19 protein-coding genes and 1 tRNA gene are annotated in these 19,750 nt (G+C 66.2%); 5 read left to right on the top strand and 15 right to left on the bottom strand.

Features of this window, described 5'->3' with window-relative positions; translation table 11 throughout:
• Nucleotides 1-312: 312 nt before the first annotated feature.
• Both AB0F41_RS21235 and AB0F41_RS21230 read right to left on the bottom strand, forming a co-directional pair.
• Nucleotides 313-1,929, bottom strand: coding sequence for a trehalose-6-phosphate synthase (locus AB0F41_RS21235; RefSeq protein ID WP_357426332.1), 1,617 nt, complete (start codon nt 1,927-1,929; stop codon nt 313-315).
• A gap of 161 nt (nt 1,930-2,090) precedes the next feature.
• On the bottom strand, nt 2,091-2,261 hold the full coding sequence (locus AB0F41_RS21230; RefSeq protein ID WP_357426322.1) for a hypothetical protein: 171 nt from the start codon (nt 2,259-2,261) through the stop codon (nt 2,091-2,093).
• A gap of 157 nt (nt 2,262-2,418) precedes the next feature.
• Here AB0F41_RS21230 and AB0F41_RS21225 point away from each other — a divergent pair, with 157 nt between their 5' ends.
• From AB0F41_RS21225 to AB0F41_RS21215, 3 genes are all read left to right on the top strand, one after another.
• Complete coding sequence (locus tag AB0F41_RS21225) at nt 2,419-3,252, top strand: alpha/beta hydrolase (protein WP_357426320.1); 834 nt, start codon at nt 2,419-2,421, stop codon at nt 3,250-3,252.
• A gap of 147 nt (nt 3,253-3,399) precedes the next feature.
• On the top strand, nt 3,400-3,630 hold the full coding sequence (locus AB0F41_RS21220) for an MbtH family protein (protein ID WP_030522889.1): 231 nt from the start codon (nt 3,400-3,402) through the stop codon (nt 3,628-3,630).
• A gap of 239 nt (nt 3,631-3,869) precedes the next feature.
• Nucleotides 3,870-3,942: transfer RNA gene (locus AB0F41_RS21215), tRNA-Thr, on the top strand.
• A 205-nt stretch (nt 3,943-4,147) separates the two neighbouring features.
• Here AB0F41_RS21215 and AB0F41_RS21210 read toward each other — a convergent pair.
• Nucleotides 4,148-4,357 (bottom strand): hypothetical protein, encoded by a 210-nt coding sequence (locus tag AB0F41_RS21210; protein WP_357426318.1) that lies wholly within the window; start codon nt 4,355-4,357, stop codon nt 4,148-4,150.
• A gap of 362 nt (nt 4,358-4,719) precedes the next feature.
• Entirely contained in the window at nt 4,720-5,916 is a 1,197-nt protein-coding gene (locus AB0F41_RS21205; RefSeq protein ID WP_357426316.1) for a helix-turn-helix transcriptional regulator, read from the bottom strand.
• A 34-nt stretch (nt 5,917-5,950) separates the two neighbouring features.
• Between AB0F41_RS21205 and AB0F41_RS21200 the strand changes: the two genes are divergently transcribed.
• Together AB0F41_RS21200 and AB0F41_RS21195 are read left to right on the top strand one after the other, a co-directional pair.
• The gene (locus tag AB0F41_RS21200) at nt 5,951-6,661 is read left to right on the top strand and encodes an HAD hydrolase-like protein (protein WP_357426314.1); all 711 of its coding nucleotides are present in this window, start codon (nt 5,951-5,953) and stop codon (nt 6,659-6,661) included.
• A 225-nt stretch (nt 6,662-6,886) separates the two neighbouring features.
• A complete protein-coding gene (locus tag AB0F41_RS21195) occupies nt 6,887-7,828 on the top strand; it encodes a DUF6615 family protein (protein ID WP_357426312.1) in 942 nt (313 codons plus the stop codon).
• Nucleotides 7,829-7,904: 76 nt separating this feature from the next.
• Here the strand turns inward: AB0F41_RS21195 and AB0F41_RS21190 are convergent, their stop codons facing one another.
• The 11 genes from AB0F41_RS21190 to AB0F41_RS21140 form a co-directional block, all read right to left on the bottom strand.
• Nucleotides 7,905-8,390, bottom strand: coding sequence for a h domain protein (locus tag AB0F41_RS21190; RefSeq protein WP_357426310.1), 486 nt, complete (start codon nt 8,388-8,390; stop codon nt 7,905-7,907).
• A gap of 113 nt (nt 8,391-8,503) precedes the next feature.
• On the bottom strand, nt 8,504-9,421 hold the full coding sequence (locus AB0F41_RS21185) for a hypothetical protein (RefSeq protein ID WP_357426308.1): 918 nt from the start codon (nt 9,419-9,421) through the stop codon (nt 8,504-8,506).
• Complete coding sequence (locus AB0F41_RS21180; RefSeq protein ID WP_357426306.1) at nt 9,418-10,887, bottom strand: MlaD family protein; 1,470 nt, start codon at nt 10,885-10,887, stop codon at nt 9,418-9,420. The genes AB0F41_RS21185 and AB0F41_RS21180 overlap by 4 nt, the downstream gene beginning before the upstream one ends.
• Complete coding sequence (locus tag AB0F41_RS21175) at nt 10,884-12,143, bottom strand: MCE family protein (RefSeq protein ID WP_357426304.1); 1,260 nt, start codon at nt 12,141-12,143, stop codon at nt 10,884-10,886. The genes AB0F41_RS21180 and AB0F41_RS21175 overlap by 4 nt, the downstream gene beginning before the upstream one ends.
• Complete coding sequence (locus AB0F41_RS21170) at nt 12,143-13,456, bottom strand: MCE family protein (protein WP_357426302.1); 1,314 nt, start codon at nt 13,454-13,456, stop codon at nt 12,143-12,145. The genes AB0F41_RS21175 and AB0F41_RS21170 overlap by 1 nt, the downstream gene beginning before the upstream one ends.
• Nucleotides 13,457-13,520: 64 nt before the next feature.
• The gene (locus tag AB0F41_RS21165; protein WP_357426300.1) at nt 13,521-14,582 is read right to left on the bottom strand and encodes an MCE family protein; all 1,062 of its coding nucleotides are present in this window, start codon (nt 14,580-14,582) and stop codon (nt 13,521-13,523) included.
• On the bottom strand, nt 14,579-15,604 hold the full coding sequence (locus AB0F41_RS21160; RefSeq protein WP_357426298.1) for an MCE family protein: 1,026 nt from the start codon (nt 15,602-15,604) through the stop codon (nt 14,579-14,581). The genes AB0F41_RS21165 and AB0F41_RS21160 overlap by 4 nt, the downstream gene beginning before the upstream one ends.
• Nucleotides 15,601-16,734: an MCE family protein gene (locus AB0F41_RS21155; protein ID WP_357426330.1), complete on the bottom strand. Its 1,134-nt coding sequence runs from the start codon at nt 16,732-16,734 to the stop codon at nt 15,601-15,603. The genes AB0F41_RS21160 and AB0F41_RS21155 overlap by 4 nt, the downstream gene beginning before the upstream one ends.
• Before the next feature lie 161 nt (nt 16,735-16,895).
• The gene (locus AB0F41_RS21150) at nt 16,896-17,753 is read right to left on the bottom strand and encodes an ABC transporter permease (RefSeq protein WP_357426296.1); all 858 of its coding nucleotides are present in this window, start codon (nt 17,751-17,753) and stop codon (nt 16,896-16,898) included.
• Between the two features lies 1 nt (nt 17,754).
• On the bottom strand, nt 17,755-18,519 hold the full coding sequence (locus AB0F41_RS21145) for an ABC transporter permease (protein ID WP_357426294.1): 765 nt from the start codon (nt 18,517-18,519) through the stop codon (nt 17,755-17,757).
• Nucleotides 18,520-18,818: 299 nt separating this feature from the next.
• Nucleotides 18,819-19,724, bottom strand: coding sequence for a 3-oxoacyl-ACP reductase (locus AB0F41_RS21140; RefSeq protein ID WP_357426292.1), 906 nt, complete (start codon nt 19,722-19,724; stop codon nt 18,819-18,821).
• Nucleotides 19,725-19,750 lie beyond the last annotated feature (26 nt).

Below are 19,750 nucleotides of genomic sequence, written 5' to 3'. Positions count from 1 at the left end.
AGACTCGTGGCTTCGCCACATGCGCTTCGAGGGCTGACAGCAGACGCGGGCCGAACCCTTTCAGGGCCTCGCTGAACTCGGCGCCGGGAGGGTGGACCGTGTTCGGGGAAGTGAGGCATCCGGATGATGACCGGGTGGGCGGGTCGGCACCGGGAGATCCGGGTCCACGGGCAGCGCGATCAGCCGTGACCTCCAAGAGCCGCATCGCCAGAGGTCGCCGCGGCGGGCACCGGCGGGCCGGTGCGCCGGCTCGACCGCGGCGCTGCAGTGCTCAGCTGCCGCAATCCGTCGATGGGCAACGCAAGGAATGCCCTACTCGGGGTAGTCCTGGTTGGCGTCGGCCATGAGGGCTTTGCCGGCGACCTGGCCCTGGGCGAGGGCGTCCAGGAAGGCGCGGGCCCAGCGGTCGACGTCGTGGGCGAGGACTTGGCGGCGGAGGGCGCGCATGCGACGGCGGCGGGTTTCGCGGTCGTCGGTGAGGGCGGAGACTATGGCGTCCTTCACGCTGTCGAGGTCGTGGGGGTTGCACAGATAGGACTGGCGGAGCTCGGCGGCGGCGCCGGTGAACTCGCTCAGGACCAGGGTGCCGTTGAGGCCGCTGTGGCTGGCGACGTACTCCTTCGCGACCAGGTTCATCCCGTCGCGCAGCGGAGTCACCAGCATGACGTCGGCGGCCACGAAGAACGAGATGAGTTCCTCGCGTGCTATCGGACGGTGCAGGTAGTGCACCACGGGATAGCCGACCCGGGCGAACTCGCCGTTGAGCCGGCCCACCTGACGTTCGATATCGCCGCGCATCTGGATATAGCTGTCCACCCGCTCACGGCTGGGAGTGGCGAGCTGGACCATCACCGTCTCGGCAGGGTCAATCCGCCCCTCTTCCAGGAGCTCTTCGAGGGCGTTGAGCCTGATATCGATGCCCTTGGTGTAGTCGAGGCGGTCGACGCCGAGCAGGACGTTCTTCGGGCTACCGAGCTCCGAGCGGATCTGCGCGGCCCGTTCCCGTACCGAACGGCGCCGGGAGTGTTCGTCCATCCCCGCGGAGTCGATCGAGATCGGGAAGGCCCCGACCCGTACCGTCCGGAACCCGACCTGCACCACGCCCATCTTCGACCGGACTCCGATGGTGCCCCGCGAGGTGGGCTGGCCGGCGAGGCGGCGGGCCAGATACAGGAAGTTCTGGGCTCCGCCGGGCAGGTGGAAACCGATCAGATCGGCGCCCAGCAGGCCCTCCACGATCTCGGTGCGCCACGGCATCTGCATGAACAGTTCGACCGGCGGGAACGGGATGTGCAGGAAGAATCCGATGGTGAGATCGGGACGCAGCATCCGCAGCATCTTCGGCACCAGCTGCAGCTGGTAATCCTGCACCCAGACCGTGGCGCCTTCGGCCGCGACCTTCGCCGTCTCCTCCGCGAAACGACGGTTGACCTGCACATACGCCGACCACCAGGCCCGGTGGTACACCGGGCGGACGATCACATCGTGGTAGAGCGGCCACAGGGTGGCGTTGGAGAAGCCCTCGTAATAGTCGGAGACCTCCTGCGCGGCCAGCGGTACCGGATGCAGTTCCAGCCCGTCCTCGACGATCGGATCCACCTCGACGTCGGGCACCCCGGCCCACCCCACCCAGGCGCCGCGGTTGCTGCGCAACACCGGCTCCAGCGCGGTGACCAGACCACCGGGGCTGCGTTTCCAGCGCGTGGTGCCGTCGGGCAGCTTCTCCAGATCCACCGGGAGCCGGTTGGCGACAACCACGAATCCCGATCCGGCGCCGCGCTCGCGCAAGGGTTCGGCTTCCACCGGTTCGGGGACGGCCTCGGCCGGCTCGATCGGGCTACCGACCGGCCCGGCCCCGTTATCGGCCTGGTTCGCGGACACGGCGGATTCGTTCCCGGGGGTGGTTTCGCTGGACGGCTGATCGGTCATCTGGTCCACTCACGCATCCTTTGCGCGGCGCAATACGCCATGTAGTTGTGTGGATCCACCGACGTCGCCGTTGGCGCCGGCACCCCGCAACGACCAGTCAGCGCCCGGAGGCAGTAGCTTGCGTGACCGTGGCGCCCGGTTGGTGCGGTTACGGAAACAGCTTATTCGGTACGAACCCCCGGGCCGATACCCAGCATCGACAGGAGCATGCGGCATTCGTCGGCATCGGTGGCGTAGGCGGCCACGACCCGCTGCGCTTGACGAGCGGTCTCGTCGGCGAGGGGCTCCAGTTCGTCGTCGGCGATACCATTGGCGCTGCTTTTCGCGGCCATCTCAATCCTCCCTGCAGTAACGCGTGTATGTGAAATGCCCATGGTATCTGGCCACGGATGTCGTCGCTGACGCCGCGGTAACACGCCGTGGTAACACAGGGCGGGCCTGCGGGGCTATACCGTGTGAAGCAGAAACGATGAGGAAGGGGCCTCCAGGATGCCGTTGGCCACGGTGAACGGAATATCGCTCAACTATCAGATCAAGGGAGACCGTTCTCGGGGGACCGACGTCAAAGGCGGCGGCCCGCTGGTGGTGATGATCATGGGCACCGGCAGTCCGGGCCGGGTCTGGGAGCTTCATCAGGTCCCGACACTGCTGGGCGCCGGCTACCGGGTCTGCACCTTCGACAACCGGGGTATCGCGCCTTCCCACGAGGGCACCGAAGGCATCACCATCGACCAGATGGTGGCCGATACCGCGGGCCTGATCGAACTCCTGGACGAGGGTCCGGCGCTGGTCGTCGGCACCTCGATGGGTGCGCGGGTCGCGCAGGAGCTGGCGCTCGCCCGGCCCGAACTCGTCCGCAAGGCCGTGTTCCTGGCCGGTCACGGCCGGCTGGACCAGTTCCAGAAGACCCTGTCGCTGGGTGAGCACGATCTCGACGCCGCCGGTGCGCGGCTGCCGGCGAAATACGAGGCGGCGCTGACCGCGGTCATGAACCTCTCCCCCGCCACCATGGCCAACCCGCATACCGCCCGGGACTGGCTCGACCTGTTCGAGTTCACCGGCGGCCCGGTCCCGCCGGGAATCCGCGCCCAGCGCCGGATGGATCACGATTTCGACCGGCTGAAGGCCTACCGCGAGATCAAGGTGCCCTGCCTGGCCGTCGGATTCGCCGACGACCGGATGATCCCGCCGTACCTGTCCAGGGAGGTCGCCGACGCCATTCCCGGCGGCCGCTACCAGGAGGTTCCCGATGCCGGTCATTACGGGTATCTGGAGCGTCCGGACACGGTGAACAAGATCCTGCTGGATTTCTTCGCCTCGTGAGGTGAGACCCCACCGTTAACACCGGGCTTGCTAGGGTCGACACCATCGTTGGGTTCGCGACACGGCAGCCGGAAGCCAGACCCCGGCTCGCCGCGCCGGACCCGGACAGATCCCTTTACATCCACGCGAGCACCCCAGTGAGGTGAAATGAGCACCAATCCGTTCGACGACGAGGACGGCCGCTTCTTCGTCCTGGTCAACGACGAAGAACAGCACTCCCTGTGGCCTGCTTTCGCCGAGGTCCCGGCCGGCTGGCGGGTTGTCTTCGGTGAGGACAGCCGCGCTGCCTGTGTGGAGTACGTGGAGCAGAACTGGACCGATATGCGTCCGAAGAGCCTGCGCGACGCCATGGCGGCCGACGAGGCCGCCCGCAAGTAGGGTTCAACGCACCACCAGGCCCGGCCGTCTCCGCTCACTGGTTCCCGGCCGTCACCCAACCGGTGGCGGCCCGAAGCCAGTGAGTAGCCCAACGGCCGGGCTTTCTGCTGCCCGGCCCGGTCCCCTCGAGGCCGCACCGACGATCCGGGGCTGTCCCCGCTCCCGGTGAAGCGGTTTCGCGAAGTCGGTGACGGCCCCGTATGATCGGCCTCCGAGCAACCGGAAATCACGGATGCTCCGCCGCCTTGGCGCAACTGGCAGCGCAACGTACTTGTAATGCGTAGGTTGTGGGTTCGAGTCCCACAGGCGGCTCTCACACTTTCGGCGCGCGCCTACGATGTGCGTCCGCGTTAGCGACTATGGGTACGACACCGGTCATCGGAATCGGCCTCTTCCTGTCGAGTAGAGCCGAGCTGGTCGGGCCTGTCGTGGTCCACATGGTCTTCTGGCCGCATCAAGAAAGCGGTCAGCCCCAGCAACCCGACACCCAAAGCGATAAGAGCAACGTCCCAAACGCTCACAGGTGTCCCTCACCATCGAAGTCCGGCAGCGGCCATCGGTAACCACGCGGATAGACCTGCATCGGTGTGATCAGAGCGGCGAGGTCGGTCACCGCATGCCGCGAGGTTTCGGCGTGTTCGAAGCTCGGCACGACCACCGCCGAGGCACTGTATTCGTACAGGTGCTGGGCGACTACCAGTGCGGCCGCCACCGGTCCGATATCCATCGTGACCGTGAATACCAGTCGATATCCGTGATGTGCGGCCAAGGCGTAAAGGTCGATGTGCTCCCCACCAGCCGCATCCCGTCGCACCAGACCTATTGCCCTGGGCTGCACCGGCATCCCGGCCGTTCGGTATGTCGGACTCTGCAGTCCGCCGCCGCTTTCCCACTCCACGCGGGAGCCTCCTCGCTGCTCGACTCATTTCGTGAGCACCCGCCGCCGAGGAGTACCGGTCGGCATCGCGGTCCCGGGTGTTCCGTCGATGCGGAAAACGGCGTCGACCCGGCGGCGGGGCTTCGACGAAATTAAGCCGGAAAGCGCCGGGCAACCCGGTCTCTCAGACCGGGTTGCCCACCAGACCGGGTTCAGCAGCTGATATCGGCCCGCGCCGCCAGTGTGGCGGCATGGGTGCGGGTATCTCTGCGTGAGCTACGGACGAGGCCGCGCACCATATCCCGGGCACGAGAATCATGAGCGAAATCCTCTGGCGCCGTCCGCTCGGCCTCGATGAGATGCAGCAACGTTCCTGCCTCTTCCCGGCGCAACGCGTATGCCCGCGCCAAATCAAGACTCAACGTGAAACGTCTTTCCACAGAATGGCATCGACCGATATCCACGCGATCCGCCATACGCAGCGCTTCGGTCGACTCGCCGGCTTCCAGTTCTATCGAGAGGGCGTGCAGTTCAACATTGACCGAGCCGAACATAGTGTGGCCGGTAGGGCGAACGCCTTTCGATCGAGCGGCGCACGCACTCGCCCGGTTCAGGCGATCGCGAGCACGCCAAGTCCGTCCGTTCCGCGACTCGGCCACCGCCGCAACCAACTGGAGGGCTCCCGTCATCGCGACCGCCGTAGCTGCAGTAGCGGATTCGAAATCAGCTCGTTTGCTGACAGTTTCGACCAAATCGACCGCCGCGTCGTACTCCTCGACGAGCAGCAAGGTATGGCCGATATTCCAATTCGCGACCGCCATACGTATCGGATCGTCGGCGTCCTCCGCAGCACGCAGCGCACGGTCGGCAACCAAGAACGACAGATCGGACCGGCCGATCCTTCGGGTGACAGTGCGCAGCAATGCATAGAGGTCGCTCGCGAGCCCCGATATCCGCCGACGTTCCCGCTGGTAGCAGAAACTGCGGCGAGCCGCTTCTGTGTCCTGGATCAAGCCCGGAAGCAGGGGCAGCAGTCGACTGTAACGCTCACGATCGTTCAGCCAGATAGCCCACGCATTGTCGATTCGCCGGGCCAGTTCGTCTACGGGCTTCGGGTCACCTGCACGGGTGATCAGTGCCGACGCGAGATGTTCTCCCCGAGCGCCTTCTGAACCGATTTCGGACCGGACCTCGTCGCCGAACAGCGAGCCGACCGGTACGCCGAGGGCAACAGCGATTGCGGACGCCACACTCGCACTCGGCGTCTTGCGCCCCCGCTCGATTTGACCGAGATAGTCGGCGCTGATGCCCGACAGCCCCGCTATGACGACCTGGGTACGCCCGAGCCGTTCGCGATGTAGCCGAATACGAAGACCGATACCGTCGTCGGGTCGCGGCGACATGCCCATATCGTTCACAGTAGAACCAGGAGGTAGCGACCGCATGGTAATCGCCCAGAACCCCGACGTCCTGGTCCTGTGGGATATCGACCACACCCTGATCGAGACCCGCGGTGTCGGCGGCGCTGCCTTTGCTGCGGCCTTCGAGCAAGTAGTCCACCAGCCCTTGCTTCAAATGCCGCAGGTCACCGGGCGCACCGAGCCCGATATCTATCGGGCCACCGCCGCACTCCACGCTGTGGATGACCCACCCGCATTCGAAGTCTTCGCGGAAGCGCTGGCCACCGCCTACCGCGAGCGGCAGACCGATCTCGCGCTGACCGGCCGCATCATGCCGGGGGCCGAGGAGGCTCTCGGCCAGCTCGCGAGCCTGACAACGGTCCGGCAATCAGTGCTCACCGGCAACACTCGCACCGTGGCCGAAATAAAACTCGCCACCTTCGGCCTGGACAGCCATCTGGATCTGACGGTCGGCGCATTCGGCGACGATGATAGGCACCGGCCCACACTTGTATCGATCGCCCAGGCGCGCGCCAAGACAGCATTCGGACAGACTTTCTGCGAACGCAACACCGTGCTGGTCGGTGATAGCCCGGGCGATGTCGCCACTGCCGTAGAGGGCGGGGCTCGCATCATCGCCGTGGCTGCTGGAGGTAGCCCGGCGACTACCTTGACCGGCGCGGAACTGATCCTCGATGACCTGACAGATATCGCTGCCCTGATGCGGGCAGTTCGCTCCCTCAGTCGCCCATGAAGTCGCCATCCAGCGGCGCCCACCCGTGCCGCAATGCTGGATGATGATACGCCTCCGGGTAATTCGGTCATGACATGTGGAGAGATCACGCAAATGCGGCGAGGGGAATGAGTGGACTGTAGCTGTGGTCAGCGAATCGGTGAAAACGACGTCTTCTGCCGACGTTGCGGCGCACGGGTCTCTACGGTGGGATCACTGTGCGGAACTCTGAGCCGTCGTGCCGAGTTGACCTTCGAAGCGTTGGCCGCGGAGCACCGCAAGGGCTGGCCGTCCAGCGAAGTGACACATACCGAGGAGAATCTCCGGGCCATCGATCTGGCCCATGGTGATCGAGTAGCGATTCGCCCGTTCTCGAGCGACGAGGAACGTACGAACGGCGCGGACTGGGAATGGTGGTTCCACTCCGGAGATATCGGATTCGGCATGCGTATACAAGCCAAACGCGCCAACCGCCGTGGTGGGTACGACCTCAGATATCAGCCGGACGGCGTGCGATACCAAAACGACCTGCTGATCGAAGATGCTCTCAGGGCGGGCTGCATTCCCGCCTATGTCTTCTACAACCATCTCAATTGGCCGCAGCGGCGCCCTGGACTGCCGTGGATAGGTTGTGAGCATGGCCCGTTCTCCGAAGGGCAACTGGGCTGCACCATCGCTTCGGCGCTGGTCGTCAAGCGGACCCTCCGCCGAGAACGAGTCAGCACGAACTATGTCAAGGACCACAGTCGTCCTTGGAACCGCATTCTCTGTGACGGTAGCGCTGCGGACGCACCAAGCCTGCAGATCGCCCACCAGCGGGTACTACACCTGCATCGCGAGGCACTAGAGGAGCTGGAAGCCGATGTAGGGCTCCCGGAAACTCCTCCGCCGACTACAGGGCTACCGATTGGGGACTACCTACCGGCAGCACCGAACCGAAGCGTCGGTACTCGAGACGCCGACGAGGACGACCTCAGGCCTATCGATCGGACCATCATGCGACGTAGACCACCACTCGATCCGGCCGAACGTTCACTACGCAGGGAACTGCGGGAAATGAGCGAGCGTCCTGCGGGGAGGCTTCCAGAACGGGTGCGGGCAATGTTCGATCACGCTGACGACGTGTCACCACCGGACGAACGTACGGCGGGCGTGGTGTTGGTGAATCTCGGTCTCATCGAATCTTGATGTCGACATAGCCGCGCAAGAAACGTGCGACCCCTGCCTGCCATACCTGGTGACAGGGGCTGTCGAGGTCTCTCGATCAGATCGGGGTTACCGACCCAACCAGCCACTGGTCGTCGTCCTTGTCCAGCGTGACCCGCACCCGGCTGCCGGTGGTGGCGCCCTGCGGGCTTTCCTTGCTGGTGGTCACCTGGTTCAGGAACAGCAGCACCGTGGCGTGCGCGCGGTCCGCGGTGACCACGCCACCGGCCTGGGTGGTGGCCTTGACGGTCAGTTCCTTCTCCTTGGCGCCCGGCACGATCGCCTTGTCGATGAGCTCGAGGTAATCGGCGCGGAAGTCGGGGGTCAGGTTGTCGGCGGCCTTGGGGAGTTCCTGCTCCACCGTCTGGTGTTCGTAGCTGAATATCGCCGACACCGTGCTCGAGGCGGCGGCGACGGCATCGGTGCGGGACTGTTCCGACTGGCGGTAGTCCCAGTAGCGGTAACCGCCGATCCCGGCCACCACCGCGGCCGCGACCACCACCACCGCGGTGATTCCGAGCAGGATCTTGTTACGCAGTTTCATACCGGTCCTTTCCGCTGCCGCCTCCGGGTCCGACCCGGTCACGCTGTGTGCATCCGGCGCGACCGGGAACCCTCCGGGGTTACGCTCCGCTACCTCCTCCGGGCCTGACCCGGTCACGCCACGAACTTCACGTCGGAGGCGGTCAGGGAGCCGTCGTCGGCGCGTGACACGGTCACCCGGAAGCGGTAGAACCGCTGCTGCTGGTCCTGTGCTCCCGCATTGGTGAGTGTCTGTTTGGCCGCGATCAGGACCACCGCGGAATTCTCGTCGTCGCGTTCCACCGCGGATTCGACCACTTCGCCGGTGGATACGACCTTGGCCTGTTTGACGATTTCGGTGAACGGATCCACCCGGCCGTCGAATTCGGTCTTGAATTCGCCGGAGGCCATGGTGAGGATCCGGTCGATATCCTCTTTCGCGGTATCGGCGCGGATGGTGGTCAGGTTGAGGATGGTCTGGCGCGCCGTCGCGACATATTCGGCCCGCCGCTCATCGCGCTGCTGGGTGGACTGGACGGCGATCGTCGAGACGACGGCCGCACCGACCAGGCCGATCACCAGTACGGCCGCGGCGGCGAGCGCCACGATCCGCTTCCACGGCCGGCCGGACTTCGCCGTGTCGGTATCACCCGATTCGCTCTCGGCCTCCACGGCGCCGGGAGTCTCGGTGGTCGCTTTCCCGGCGGGCTTGTCCAGCGCGACGGTGGGCTCGGCGGCCTTGTCGCCGCCGACGGCCACCGCGACCCGTTCCGTCGGCGCGTCGAGTTTCGCGGTGTCCTCCCCGGCTGGCTCGGCCGCGAACTCCGCCTTATCGGCTTCGGCCTTCCCGGCCGCGGCACCCACCGTGTCCGTTTCGACCTTTTCGGTAGGAGTTTCGGCCCGGTCGGCCGACGCGGCGCTCGCCGATGCCTCGGCGGCGGCCTCGGAGCTGCCGGCCTTCTCGGTCGCGGCGACAGGGGCGCCCTCGACCGGCGGACCCGCCGTCCGGCTGGACTTCCTGCGGGTACGGCGCGGGTCCTTGGTTTCGCTCATCGTTGCTGCTCCTCGAACATTGCCTGCCAATCCGCGGGTACGGTGCCCGATCCGCCGGGCGAGATATCGCCCTGACGGTAGCTACGCCCGTCGGTTCCGGTATAGACCCCGGTGGCCGGATCGTACGAGAGAGCGGCGGCGGGGGTGCTTGCGCCCGAGAAACTAGCAGGTGCCGCGGGTACTCCCGCAACCCCGGGGCCCGTGTCGGGCGCGGCGGCCGGGGCCACTCCGGGCGCCGGCGGCTCGGTCGGGGCCACCGGCTGCGGGGGGCCGAACGGCGGATTCGTGCCCAGCGGAACGTATCCCGTGCGGCACAGCTCCGGGGACGGGGCGCGACGGCCGGGGTATTCCATGCACGGAGTGTTGCGGATACCGCGTACAGCGGTCTTGTCATCCTGCGGGACCTTGCAGTACAGGCCTTCGGGCGTGGGAACGGTGTCGGTCTCACTCGGGCTGCGGCGCTGATCGGGCGGCAGGAAGCCGGTGGTGCACGGCGGCGGGTCGTTGAGCGTGGTCATGAAGTCGACCATCGCGCCGTATTCCATGGGCCCGCGCACCGCGGTCAGCAGGGCCGCGATCAGCGGCGGATAGACGACCAGGATCTGTTCCAGACCGGCATGGTAGGTGACTCCGACCTGCCCGAGGCTCACCAGATTGTTGAGCAGCAGCGGCAGGGTGGGGCGCAGGTCGGCGAACTGCTGGTTCACCGTCTGCAGGGCCGCGGGACCGTTGGCGAGGATATTGCGCAACGCCGGGTCGTGGGCCCGCAGGGTGTCGGTGACCGTCGCGAGGTCGCGGGTCCACGAACGGATCGCGGCATCGGAGTTCACCTGGGTGTCCAGCAGCGGGCCGATCTGCTCGATCAGCTGTTTGGTCGGGCCGACATTGTCGTTGGCCTCCTGCACGAGCAGGGCGGCGGAGTCGATGAACCGCTGCAGATCCGGGCCGGCCCCGTTGAACGCCCGGAACGCCTCGTCGATGACCTGCCGCAGCCGGGTGTCGGCGATACTGGCCAGCAACCGGTCGGCCTGATCCAGCAGGGCGCCCACATCCTGGGGCAGTTCGGTGCGGTCCACCGGAATCACGCTGCCGTCGTACAGGTTCCCGTCGCCCGGGTTCTCCGGGGGCACCAGGTCCACGTACTGTTCGCCGATCGCCGACACACTGCGTACCAGCGCGGAGGAATCGGCGGGGATCTTGTAGTCGCTGTCGACCGACAGCTTCGCCTCGACCCCGTCGGGTGTGAGCCGGACCTCGCGCACCACACCGACATTCGTGCCGCGGAAGGCGACGTTGCCGTTCTGGTAGAGCCCGCCGGTGGCGGCCAGTTCCACGGTGACCTCGTAGCGGCCGATACCTAGCAGCGCGGGCACACCTACATAGGTTCCGCCCATGATGGTCAGTCCGACCACCGTGAGGATCGCGAAGATCGTCAGCTGGATCCGGACGAATCGGGTGAGTTTCACGGGCCCACGCCCCCTTGCGGCTGCTGCCCGGGCAGCGGCACCGTCAGCCCGGGGATAGAGGGCAGGCCGGGGATCGGTGGCAGCCCGGGAATGGTCGGTTGCGGCTGGTCGCTGGGAGTTCCGGGCGGCGGGGCCAGCGGGGTGGCCAGCGGATTGCCCTGTTCTCCCGCGGGTCCGGCGACCTGGCCGAGAGCGACCTCGACACCGCCGAACATTCCGCCGAGCCCGGTTCCGGTGAGGAAGTTGGAGTCCAGCCGCTTTCCGGTCATATCGACGGTCATGAACAGGTTCAGGTAGTCGCCCTTGATCGCGTTGTCGAGGTTCTTCAGCGGGAACGGGAACGATGCGATGATCTTCAGCGATTCGGTGAGGTCGGTTCCGGTGTCGGCCAGGGTCTGCAGCACCGGGGCCAGATTGGCGAGATTCGCCTTCAGATTGTCTCCGCTGGTGGCGATCAGCCGGTTCACCACATCACTGAGTTCGCCCAGTTTGGTGATGGTGGTGGTGATGTTCTGCCGCCGGTCGGCGAGCACCGTCAGGGCGGGGTGGATGTCCTCGATGGCTCGCTCCACCACATCGGTCTGCTCGACGAATTGCCCGCTGAGCCGGTCCAGACCGCTCATCGCGTTGATGATGTCGTCGCGCTGGGCGTTGAGGTTGGAGATCAGATCGTTCATCTGCGGGATGAGGTCGCGGACCTCTTCCTCGTTCCCGACCAGCGCCGAGTTGAGTTCGCGGGTGATGTTCTCCAACTGCGAGATACCACCGCCGTTGAGTACGACCGAAAGCGAGGACAGCACCTGTTCGGTGGTCGGATAGACCCCGGCCCGGTTCAGCGGGATCACGTCCCCGGCCACCAGGCGACCCTCGGGCGCAGTATCCGTGGGTGGGGCGAGTTCGACGTGATTACTGCCGAGCAGGCTGGTCTGGCCGATTTTGGCGGTGGCGTTGGCGGGCAACACCACTCCCGGATTCAGCGAGACCGTGACCAGCGCGTGCCAGTCCTCGACCTCGATATCGGTCACCGCGCCGACCGCCACATCGTCGACCCGCACCGGCGAATTCCGGGTCAGGGTGGTGACATTCGGCATCTGGATCTTGACCTCGTAGGAGCCCTCGCCGATGCCCTCGGTACCCGGCATCGGCAGCGAGTTCAATCCGTCGTACTGGCATCCCGTGACCGGCAGCGCCAGCGCCAGCCCGACGACCGCCGCCGCGACCCGCCGCCGGGCCGCCGGCAGCTTCAGCGCGCGCATCATCGTCCTCCTCCGGGCAGGCCGGGAATCTGTGGCAGACCGGGGATCGCCAAACCGGCGATCCCGGCCGGAACCGTGACCGGCGCCGGTTCGGGCGCGGCCGGCGGGCCCACCTTCTGCGGATCCACCCGGCCGGCCAGCGACGGGTCGGTGTATTCCAGCTGGTTCGGGAACGCGGTCACACCGGTCGCCGGGTTGGTCATGATCGGCAGGTAGTTCATCGCCAGCGAACTGAGCACCGGGGCGAGGTATTCGGCGCAGAGGTCGGCGCTGGTATCGGATTCGTTCTGTTCCAGCGCGCGCACCGAACCGCACAGGAAGCTCACCGGGTCGGCGAAGTTGTTCAGCGAGATCGCGCCGGTCAGTGTGCCCTGGGCGGGTTTGTAGATCTGGTAGAAGTTCACCAGCGCGGTCGGGCCGGAATGCATGGCCTGCTCGAGTTCCGGTCGTTTGTCGACCAGGATCTGGGTGACATCGGCCAGTCGCTGCACACCTTCGGTGAGCTCGCCACCGCTGCTGTCCAGGAACCGTTTCACATCGCCGAGCGCGAGGTCCAGATTGTCCAGCCCGGCGCCCAGATCCTGCGATACCCCGGCCAGCACCGACGACACCGAGGCCAGCCGACCGCCGAACTCCACGATCTGATCGTTGCTCTTGGACAGCACATCCACGAACTTCTGCAGATTGCGGATGGTGCCGAAAAGATCGGTGCGGCCGTCGGACAGCGTGGTCAGGGTGGCGGAGAGTTCGTGCAGGGTGCTGCGGAAGGCATCGCCGTTGCCGTCGAGGTTGTCGGCGGCGGTATCGACGAACCGGCCGAACGACCCCTGCGGATCGTCACCGACCGGGCCGAGCGCGGTGGACAGTTTGTTCAGCTCGGTTTTGATGTCGTCCCATTCCACCGGCACCGCGGTGCGCTCGAGTGGGATCTGGGCGCCGTCGCCGAGGGTGTCACCGCCGGTGTAGGCGGGCGCGATCTGGATGAAGCGGGCCGAGACCAGCGAGGGGGCGATGATGACCGCCCGCGCGTCGGCGGGCAGGTCGACCCCGCCGTCGACCGACATCGTCACCTCGACCTGGTCCTTGCCCGGTTCGATGCTGTCGATCTTGCCGATGGGCACGCCGAGCACCCGCACATCGTCGCCCGCGTAGAGGCCGCTGGTGGAGGTGAAGTAGGCGGTGATCTCGTTCTTGCTGATCCGCTGGAACGCCGTGTATCCGCCGAAGGCGACGAGCGCCACCACCAGGACACCGGCGACGATCGCCACCCACTTACCGGGAACCGCCCGGACCTTGTCCTTCACACTGGTCATGGGTGGCTCCTCGGAAAGAGTTCACGCGTTCCGCGGAGGCCGGAGCGGTGGCGGAGGTATCGCATCATCGCGGCGGCTCCTCAGCGGACGGGCCGATCTTGGGACCGGGCTCGAACATGTAGGCACGCAGCGATTCCGGCAGGTGCTGCGGCCAGACCAGCGCGTCGACCAGCGGATGCAGGGTCTCACTGCTGGCGTTGACGACGTAGGCGTTGAAGTAGGGCCCGCTGCCGACCTGTTCGCCCAGCGCCGCGGCGAAGGGGCCGAGGCCGTCGAGCGCGCCGGTGAGGTTGTCCCGGTTCCGCTGCAGCAGATCGAGTACCGAATTGAGTTTGTCCAGCGCCGGTTGCAGTTGCGCCTCGTTATCGTGCACCAGGCCCGACAGCTGCTGCGCGAGCGCGTTGACGTACACGATCATCTGGCTGATCGCGGTGCGCCGCCGGTCCAGTTCGCCCAGCAGCTGGTTGCCGTCCACCAGCAGCCCGTTGATGGCGTCGGCGCGGTCGGCCAGGATTTTGGTGACGCTCTGGGCGCGGGTCAGCAGATCCTGGAGCGCCTGATCGCGGGCATTGATGGTGCGCGACAGCGCGGTCACACCGTCGAGGGCCGAACGCAGCGGCGCGGGGGTTTCGGCGAAGGCGGCCGACAGCGCGTCCAGCGTCTGGTCGACCTTCTGCAGGTCCAGGTCCTGGACCGTTCCGGCCAGATCGCCGAGCGCCTCGTTCAGCGAGTACGGCGAGGTGGTGCGGTCGAGCGGGATGGTGTCGGAGACGGTCAGGTTCCCGTCACCGGCCGGGCTCACGGACAGCGATTTACGGCCGAGCACGGTGTTGGTCTTGATGGCGGCGGCGGTCTTGTCGCCGAGCACGATGGATTCGGTGAGACTGAAGCGGACGAGCACCTGCGCGCCGTCCAGCTTCACGTCCTCGACCTTGCCCGAACGCACACCCGCGACCTCGACATCGTCGCCGGTCACCAGCCCGCCCGCATCGGCGAAGTACGCGGTGAAGAAGGCGCCGCCGCGAATGAACGGCAGCCGTTCGAACTGCAGCGCCGACAAGGCCACGGCCGCGGCCAGCACCAGCCCGACAACACCGATGGTCACGGCGCGCGATTGCTCTTTCATTCGCTGGCACACCTTCCGGTCGTCTGCTCACCGGGCAGTTCGAGTAGCAGCGGTTTCCCGTCCGGACCGTCGATCAGGAAGTTGGTCCGGCAGACGTACAGCTGCAGGAACGAACCGTAGGAACCGATGCGGATCAGCTTGCGGTAGGTCTCCGGCAGCTTGTCCAGCACCCACTGCACGGTGTCCTGGCCGTTGTCGAGATTGGTGGCCAACCGGCCGGTCTGGGCGATGGTGGCGGCCAGGTCCGGTCGCGCCTGGGCGAGCAGATCGGTGGTCGCCTTGGTGGCGTCGGCGATCCGCGGCAGCGCGTCGCCGATCGGGTCGCGGTCGGCGGCCAGGCCGCTCACCAGCCGGTGCAGTTCGTCGATGGTGGTGGCGAACTGGTCGCCGCGATCGTCGATGGTTTTCAGTACCGCGTTCAGATTGTCGATCACGCTGCCGATGAGCGCGTCGCGGTCGGCCAGGGTTTTGGTGAACGACCCACCGCTGTTGAGCAGTTCGACCAGCGTGCCGCCCTGACCCTGGAAGATCTGCAGCAGCGCGTTGGTCAGATCGTTGACCTGGGCGGGGTCCAGACCGCGCAGCAGCGGTTTGAAACCGCCGAGCAGCATATCCAGATCGAGCGCGGGCGCGGTCCGGTCCAGGCCGATGGTGCCGCCCTTGCCCATGGTGGTGGCCTCGCCGGGCCCCTCCATGAGTTCCAGATAGCGGTCACCGACCAGGTTCTCGTACCGGATCGTCGCCCGGGTGCTGGTGAGCAGCTTGTATTTCGTATCGACGTCGAATTCGACGTGGGCGTGATACTCGTCGTCGACCTGCACAGCCGACACCGAGCCGACCGGTACGCCCGCGATCCGCACCTTATCGCCGGGCAGCATGCCCGAAGCCGTGGTGAAGACCGCGTTGTAGCCGGTCTCGCTGGAGAACCGCACCTGCGAGAACACAACGACCAGCCCGGCGAATACCAGGCTCATCACCAGTGTGAAGATCGCGAGTTTGACGGTGGTTGCGGTGTTTTTCATGGCTGTCCCACCCCCGGGAGTCCGGCGAACAGCACCTGGAAGACCTTGGGCGCGTTCAGGTTCAGCTTGGTAGACGGGGTGTACGGATGTCCTTCGGAGGTATCGGTGACCACATAGCTCGAATGACTGTCGGGTACGCGATCGAGGATGCCACCGCACCGCGGGCCGCCGGTGGCATTCACCTTCGGCAAGTCGTTCGGATAGGTGTAGGGCGGGGTCGCGTACATGAAACCGGTGTTCAGGGCCACGCCCTCCTGTCCGCCGCCGAATACCGCCTCACCGGCAGGCAACGCCTTGGCGGAGCCGCTGACCAGGCAGAACAGCGCGTCCTTGTAGCTGTTGAGCAGTTCGCTAGTGGGCCGGAGCAGATCCAGCGCGGTACCGATCTGGGCTTCGTTGTCCCGCAGGGTCGCGCCGGTGGTGTCGGCGAGACCGGTCAGGTCGGCCAGCAGCGAATCGATATCGGATTCGGACTCGGCGACGGTCCGGCTGCTGACGGCCGCGCCGTCGACGGTGCGCAGCAGATCGCCGGAGACATCGGCGTACAGGTTGGTCACCGTGGCGGTGGTGCTCAGATCGCGTTGCAGTGTGGGCATGGACGGGTTGATCTCCCGCAGCAGCGCGTCGCTGTTGACCAGCAGCTGCCCCAGGGTTTCGCCGCGCCCCTGCAGGGCGGTGCCCAGCGCCGTGAGGGTGGCGTTCAACTTCTCCGGCTCCACCTGGGCCAGCACATCGGTGAGGTGCTGGAACATGGTGTTGAATTCCACGGTCACCCGGTCGGCGGTCAGCCGCGCACCCGGCTGCAGTGACTGTTTCTCGGGTTCCGGGGGGAGCACGAAGTTGATGTACTTGGCACCGAATACCGTCGTCGAGCGGATATCGACGGTGATATTGGCCGGCACGAGATCGAGTTTGTCGGGGTCCAGCGCCAGCCGCAGATCGGTGCCCTCGTCGGTGCGATCCAATCCGGCGACCCGCCCGATCTGGACTCCGCGCACCTTGACCTTGGCGTCGGGGTCGAGCACCAGGCCGCTACGCGGAGCGCTGACCGTCACGGTCACGGTGGGCGTGAACCCGCCGAAGAAGAAGGTCAGCGAGACCGTCACGGCGGCCACCACACCCAGCACCATCGCGGTGCCGGCGAGTTTGAATCCGGCGGCCCGCTGGAACGCGACCCAGCGGCTCACCGGACGCGGCGGCGCCAGGGGCTCTCCGGTACCGCGGGACGACCCACCCGCGGTCCCGGCCGGCACCCCGGCGCGCGTACCTCTGATCATGTCGGTCATGGCGCCTATCCGGAAAGGTTGAAGTTGCCGGAGGTGCCGTAGACGGCCAGCGAGATCAGCAGGGTCACGGTGACCACCGCGACCAGCGAGCTGCGCACCGCGTTACCCACGGCCACGCCGACCCCGACCGGGCCGCCGGCCGCGGTGTAGCCGTAATACGTATGGATCATCATCACCGCCAATGCCATGAATATGGCCTGCGCGAACGACCACAGAATGTCGCTCGGAATAAGGAATGTGGAGAAGTAGTGGTCGTAGACACCGGCGGACTGCCCGTAGATCACCACCGTCGCGAAACGGCTGGCGACGAAGGAGGCGATCACCGCCAGGGCGTACAGCGGCACGATCGCGATCATGCCGGCGAGCACCCGGGTGCCGACGAGATAGGGAATGGGCCGGATGGCCATGACTTCCAGGGCGTCGATCTCCTCGGCCACCCGCATGGCGCCCAGCTGAGCGGTCGACCCCGCCCCGATGGTGGCGGCCAAACCGATCCCGGAGATCACCGGCGCCGCGATGCGGACATTGAGGAACGCGGCGAAGAAGCCGGTCAACGCCTCGACACCGATATTGCCGAGCGAACTGTAGCCCTGCACGGCGATGGTGCCGCCGGAGAACAGCGTCAGAAACCCGACGATCACCACGGTTCCGCCGATCACCGCGAGCGCACCGGTACCCATGCTGATCTCGGCGATGAGCCGGATCGTCTCGGTGCGGTAGTGCACGATCGCACGGGGCATGGAGCCGAGCGCCTTGCCGTAGAAGACGGCCTGTTTGCCGAGGTTGTCGAGGGCGTTCGACCACCGGCGGAAACGACGGGTGACTTTGGGGAAGCGGGATTGCAGGATCACCGAGGCCGACATATCACCGCACCGCGAATTTGAGGCCGACGGCGGTGACCACGACATTCACCACGAACAGCGCCATGAAGGCGAAAACCACTGTCTGGTTCACCGCGTCACCGACACTTTTGGGACCACCTTTGACGTTCAAACCCAGATAACAGGCGACCAGCCCGGCGATGAGACCGAACAGGCCGGCCTTGACCGCGGAGATGAGCAATTCGGGCAGATGGGTCAGCAGCGTGATGCCGTTGACGAACGCACCCGGGTTCACGTCCTGCAGGTACACCGAGAACAGGAATCCACCGACGATGCCGATGGTGCACACCAGGCTGTTCAGCAACAGCGCGACGAACATCGAGGCCAGCACTCGCGGCACGACCAGCCGGTGGATGGGGTCGATACCGAGCACCTTCATGGCGTCGATTTCTTCCCGGATCGTGCGGGCGCCGAGGTCCGCGCAGATGGCGGTGGCTCCGGCGCCGGCCACGATGAGCACGGTGACGATGGGACCCACCTGGGTCACCGCGCCGAAGGCGGCGCCCGCGCCGCTGAGGTCGGCGGCGCCGATCTCGCGCAGCAGAATGTTCAGGGTGAAGCTCACCAGCACGGTGAAAGGTATCGCCACCAGAAGTGTCGGGATGATGGACACTCGCGCGACGAACCAGGACTGATCGATGAACTCGCGCATCTGGAAGGGCCGGCGCAGACTGGCCCGGGCCACCGAGGCGGCGAGTTCGAAGAATCCGCCGACGGCCCGCAATGGGACGGCAAGGACCTCGTTCACTATGGATCCTCCTTGCCTAACTGCTGGTCCCGCTGGCGGCAGACCGGGGCGCACCCGGCGCAATGCCCCGCTAAGTAGAACACGTTCATTTCCTATGTGGGGCCATTTTGAGGCTTGTGAACTGGAAACTTGTCGCAATCCCAGACAGCGAGACTGAAACAAGATTCATACGTCTTGGGCATCATTGTGTGAGGCCGGGCACAGTTCCGACCACTTGTTTACCAATGACTGGACGGTTGTTCAACTCACGGGGGGCGAGTCCCGGGACAATATCCCGGCTCCCGCCCGACCGGACCCGATCAACCCAACTCGTGCAGTGCCGTCGCAGAGAAGGTACGACCTTCGTCGCGTCCGGCGAAGTAGCCGCTCAGCGTGGTGGCCAGATCGTCATCAGACCATTGCGAACCCGCAGCATCGAAACGCTGCTCGACCTCCGGCGCGGCCATCAGCGCGACCATCGACCCGTAGACCACGAAGACCTGTCCGTTCACCCGTTCGGCGGCCGGAGAGGCCAGGTAGGCGACCAGGCGCGCCACATGATCGGGCGAGAGCGGATCCACCTCGCCCTCGGGGGCCGCGCTGAAGACCTGCTCGGTCATCGCGGTCCGCGCCCGCGGGCAGATGGCGTTCGCGCGGACCCCGAAGCGGTTCAGCGCCCGGGAGGCCGACAGCGTCAGCGCCGTGATGCCGGCTTTCGCGGCGGCATAGTTGGCCTGCCCCTCCGGTCCCAGCAGACCGGCTTCGGAAGAGGTGTTGACAATCCGTCCGTAGACCGGCGCGCCGGTTTCCTTGGATTTGGCCCGCCAATAGGAACCGGCATTGCGCGTCAGCAGGAAATGTCCGCGCAGATGTACCGCGAGGACCGCGTCCCAGTCCTCGTCGGACAGATTGAACAGCATCTTGTCGCGGGTGATCCCCGCGTTGTTGACCACGATGTCCAGGCTGCCGAACGCTTCGGTGGCGGTGGTGACCAGCGCGTCCGCGGTGGACCGCTCGGCGACGCTGCCGGCGACGAATTCCGCCTTCGCGCCGAGAGCGCGGATCTGCTCCAGCGTCTCGGACACGGCGTCGGACTCGGCGAGATCGTTGATCACCACCGAGGCACCGGCGGAGGCCAGCGCGAGCGCTTCGGCCTTGCCGAGGCCCGCACCCGCTCCGGTCACGATCGCAACTCGCCCGGCAAGGCTGTTATCTGTATCGCTCACCGGGCCGACTCTAGAACGTGTTCTTA

It is taken from the genome of Nocardia sp. NPDC024068 (assembly GCF_040638875.1).
Classification (GTDB): Bacteria; Actinomycetota; Actinomycetes; order Mycobacteriales; family Mycobacteriaceae; genus Nocardia.
Note: the sequence above shows the minus strand (reverse complement) of the source record. Positions and strands in the feature narration are given on the sequence as shown.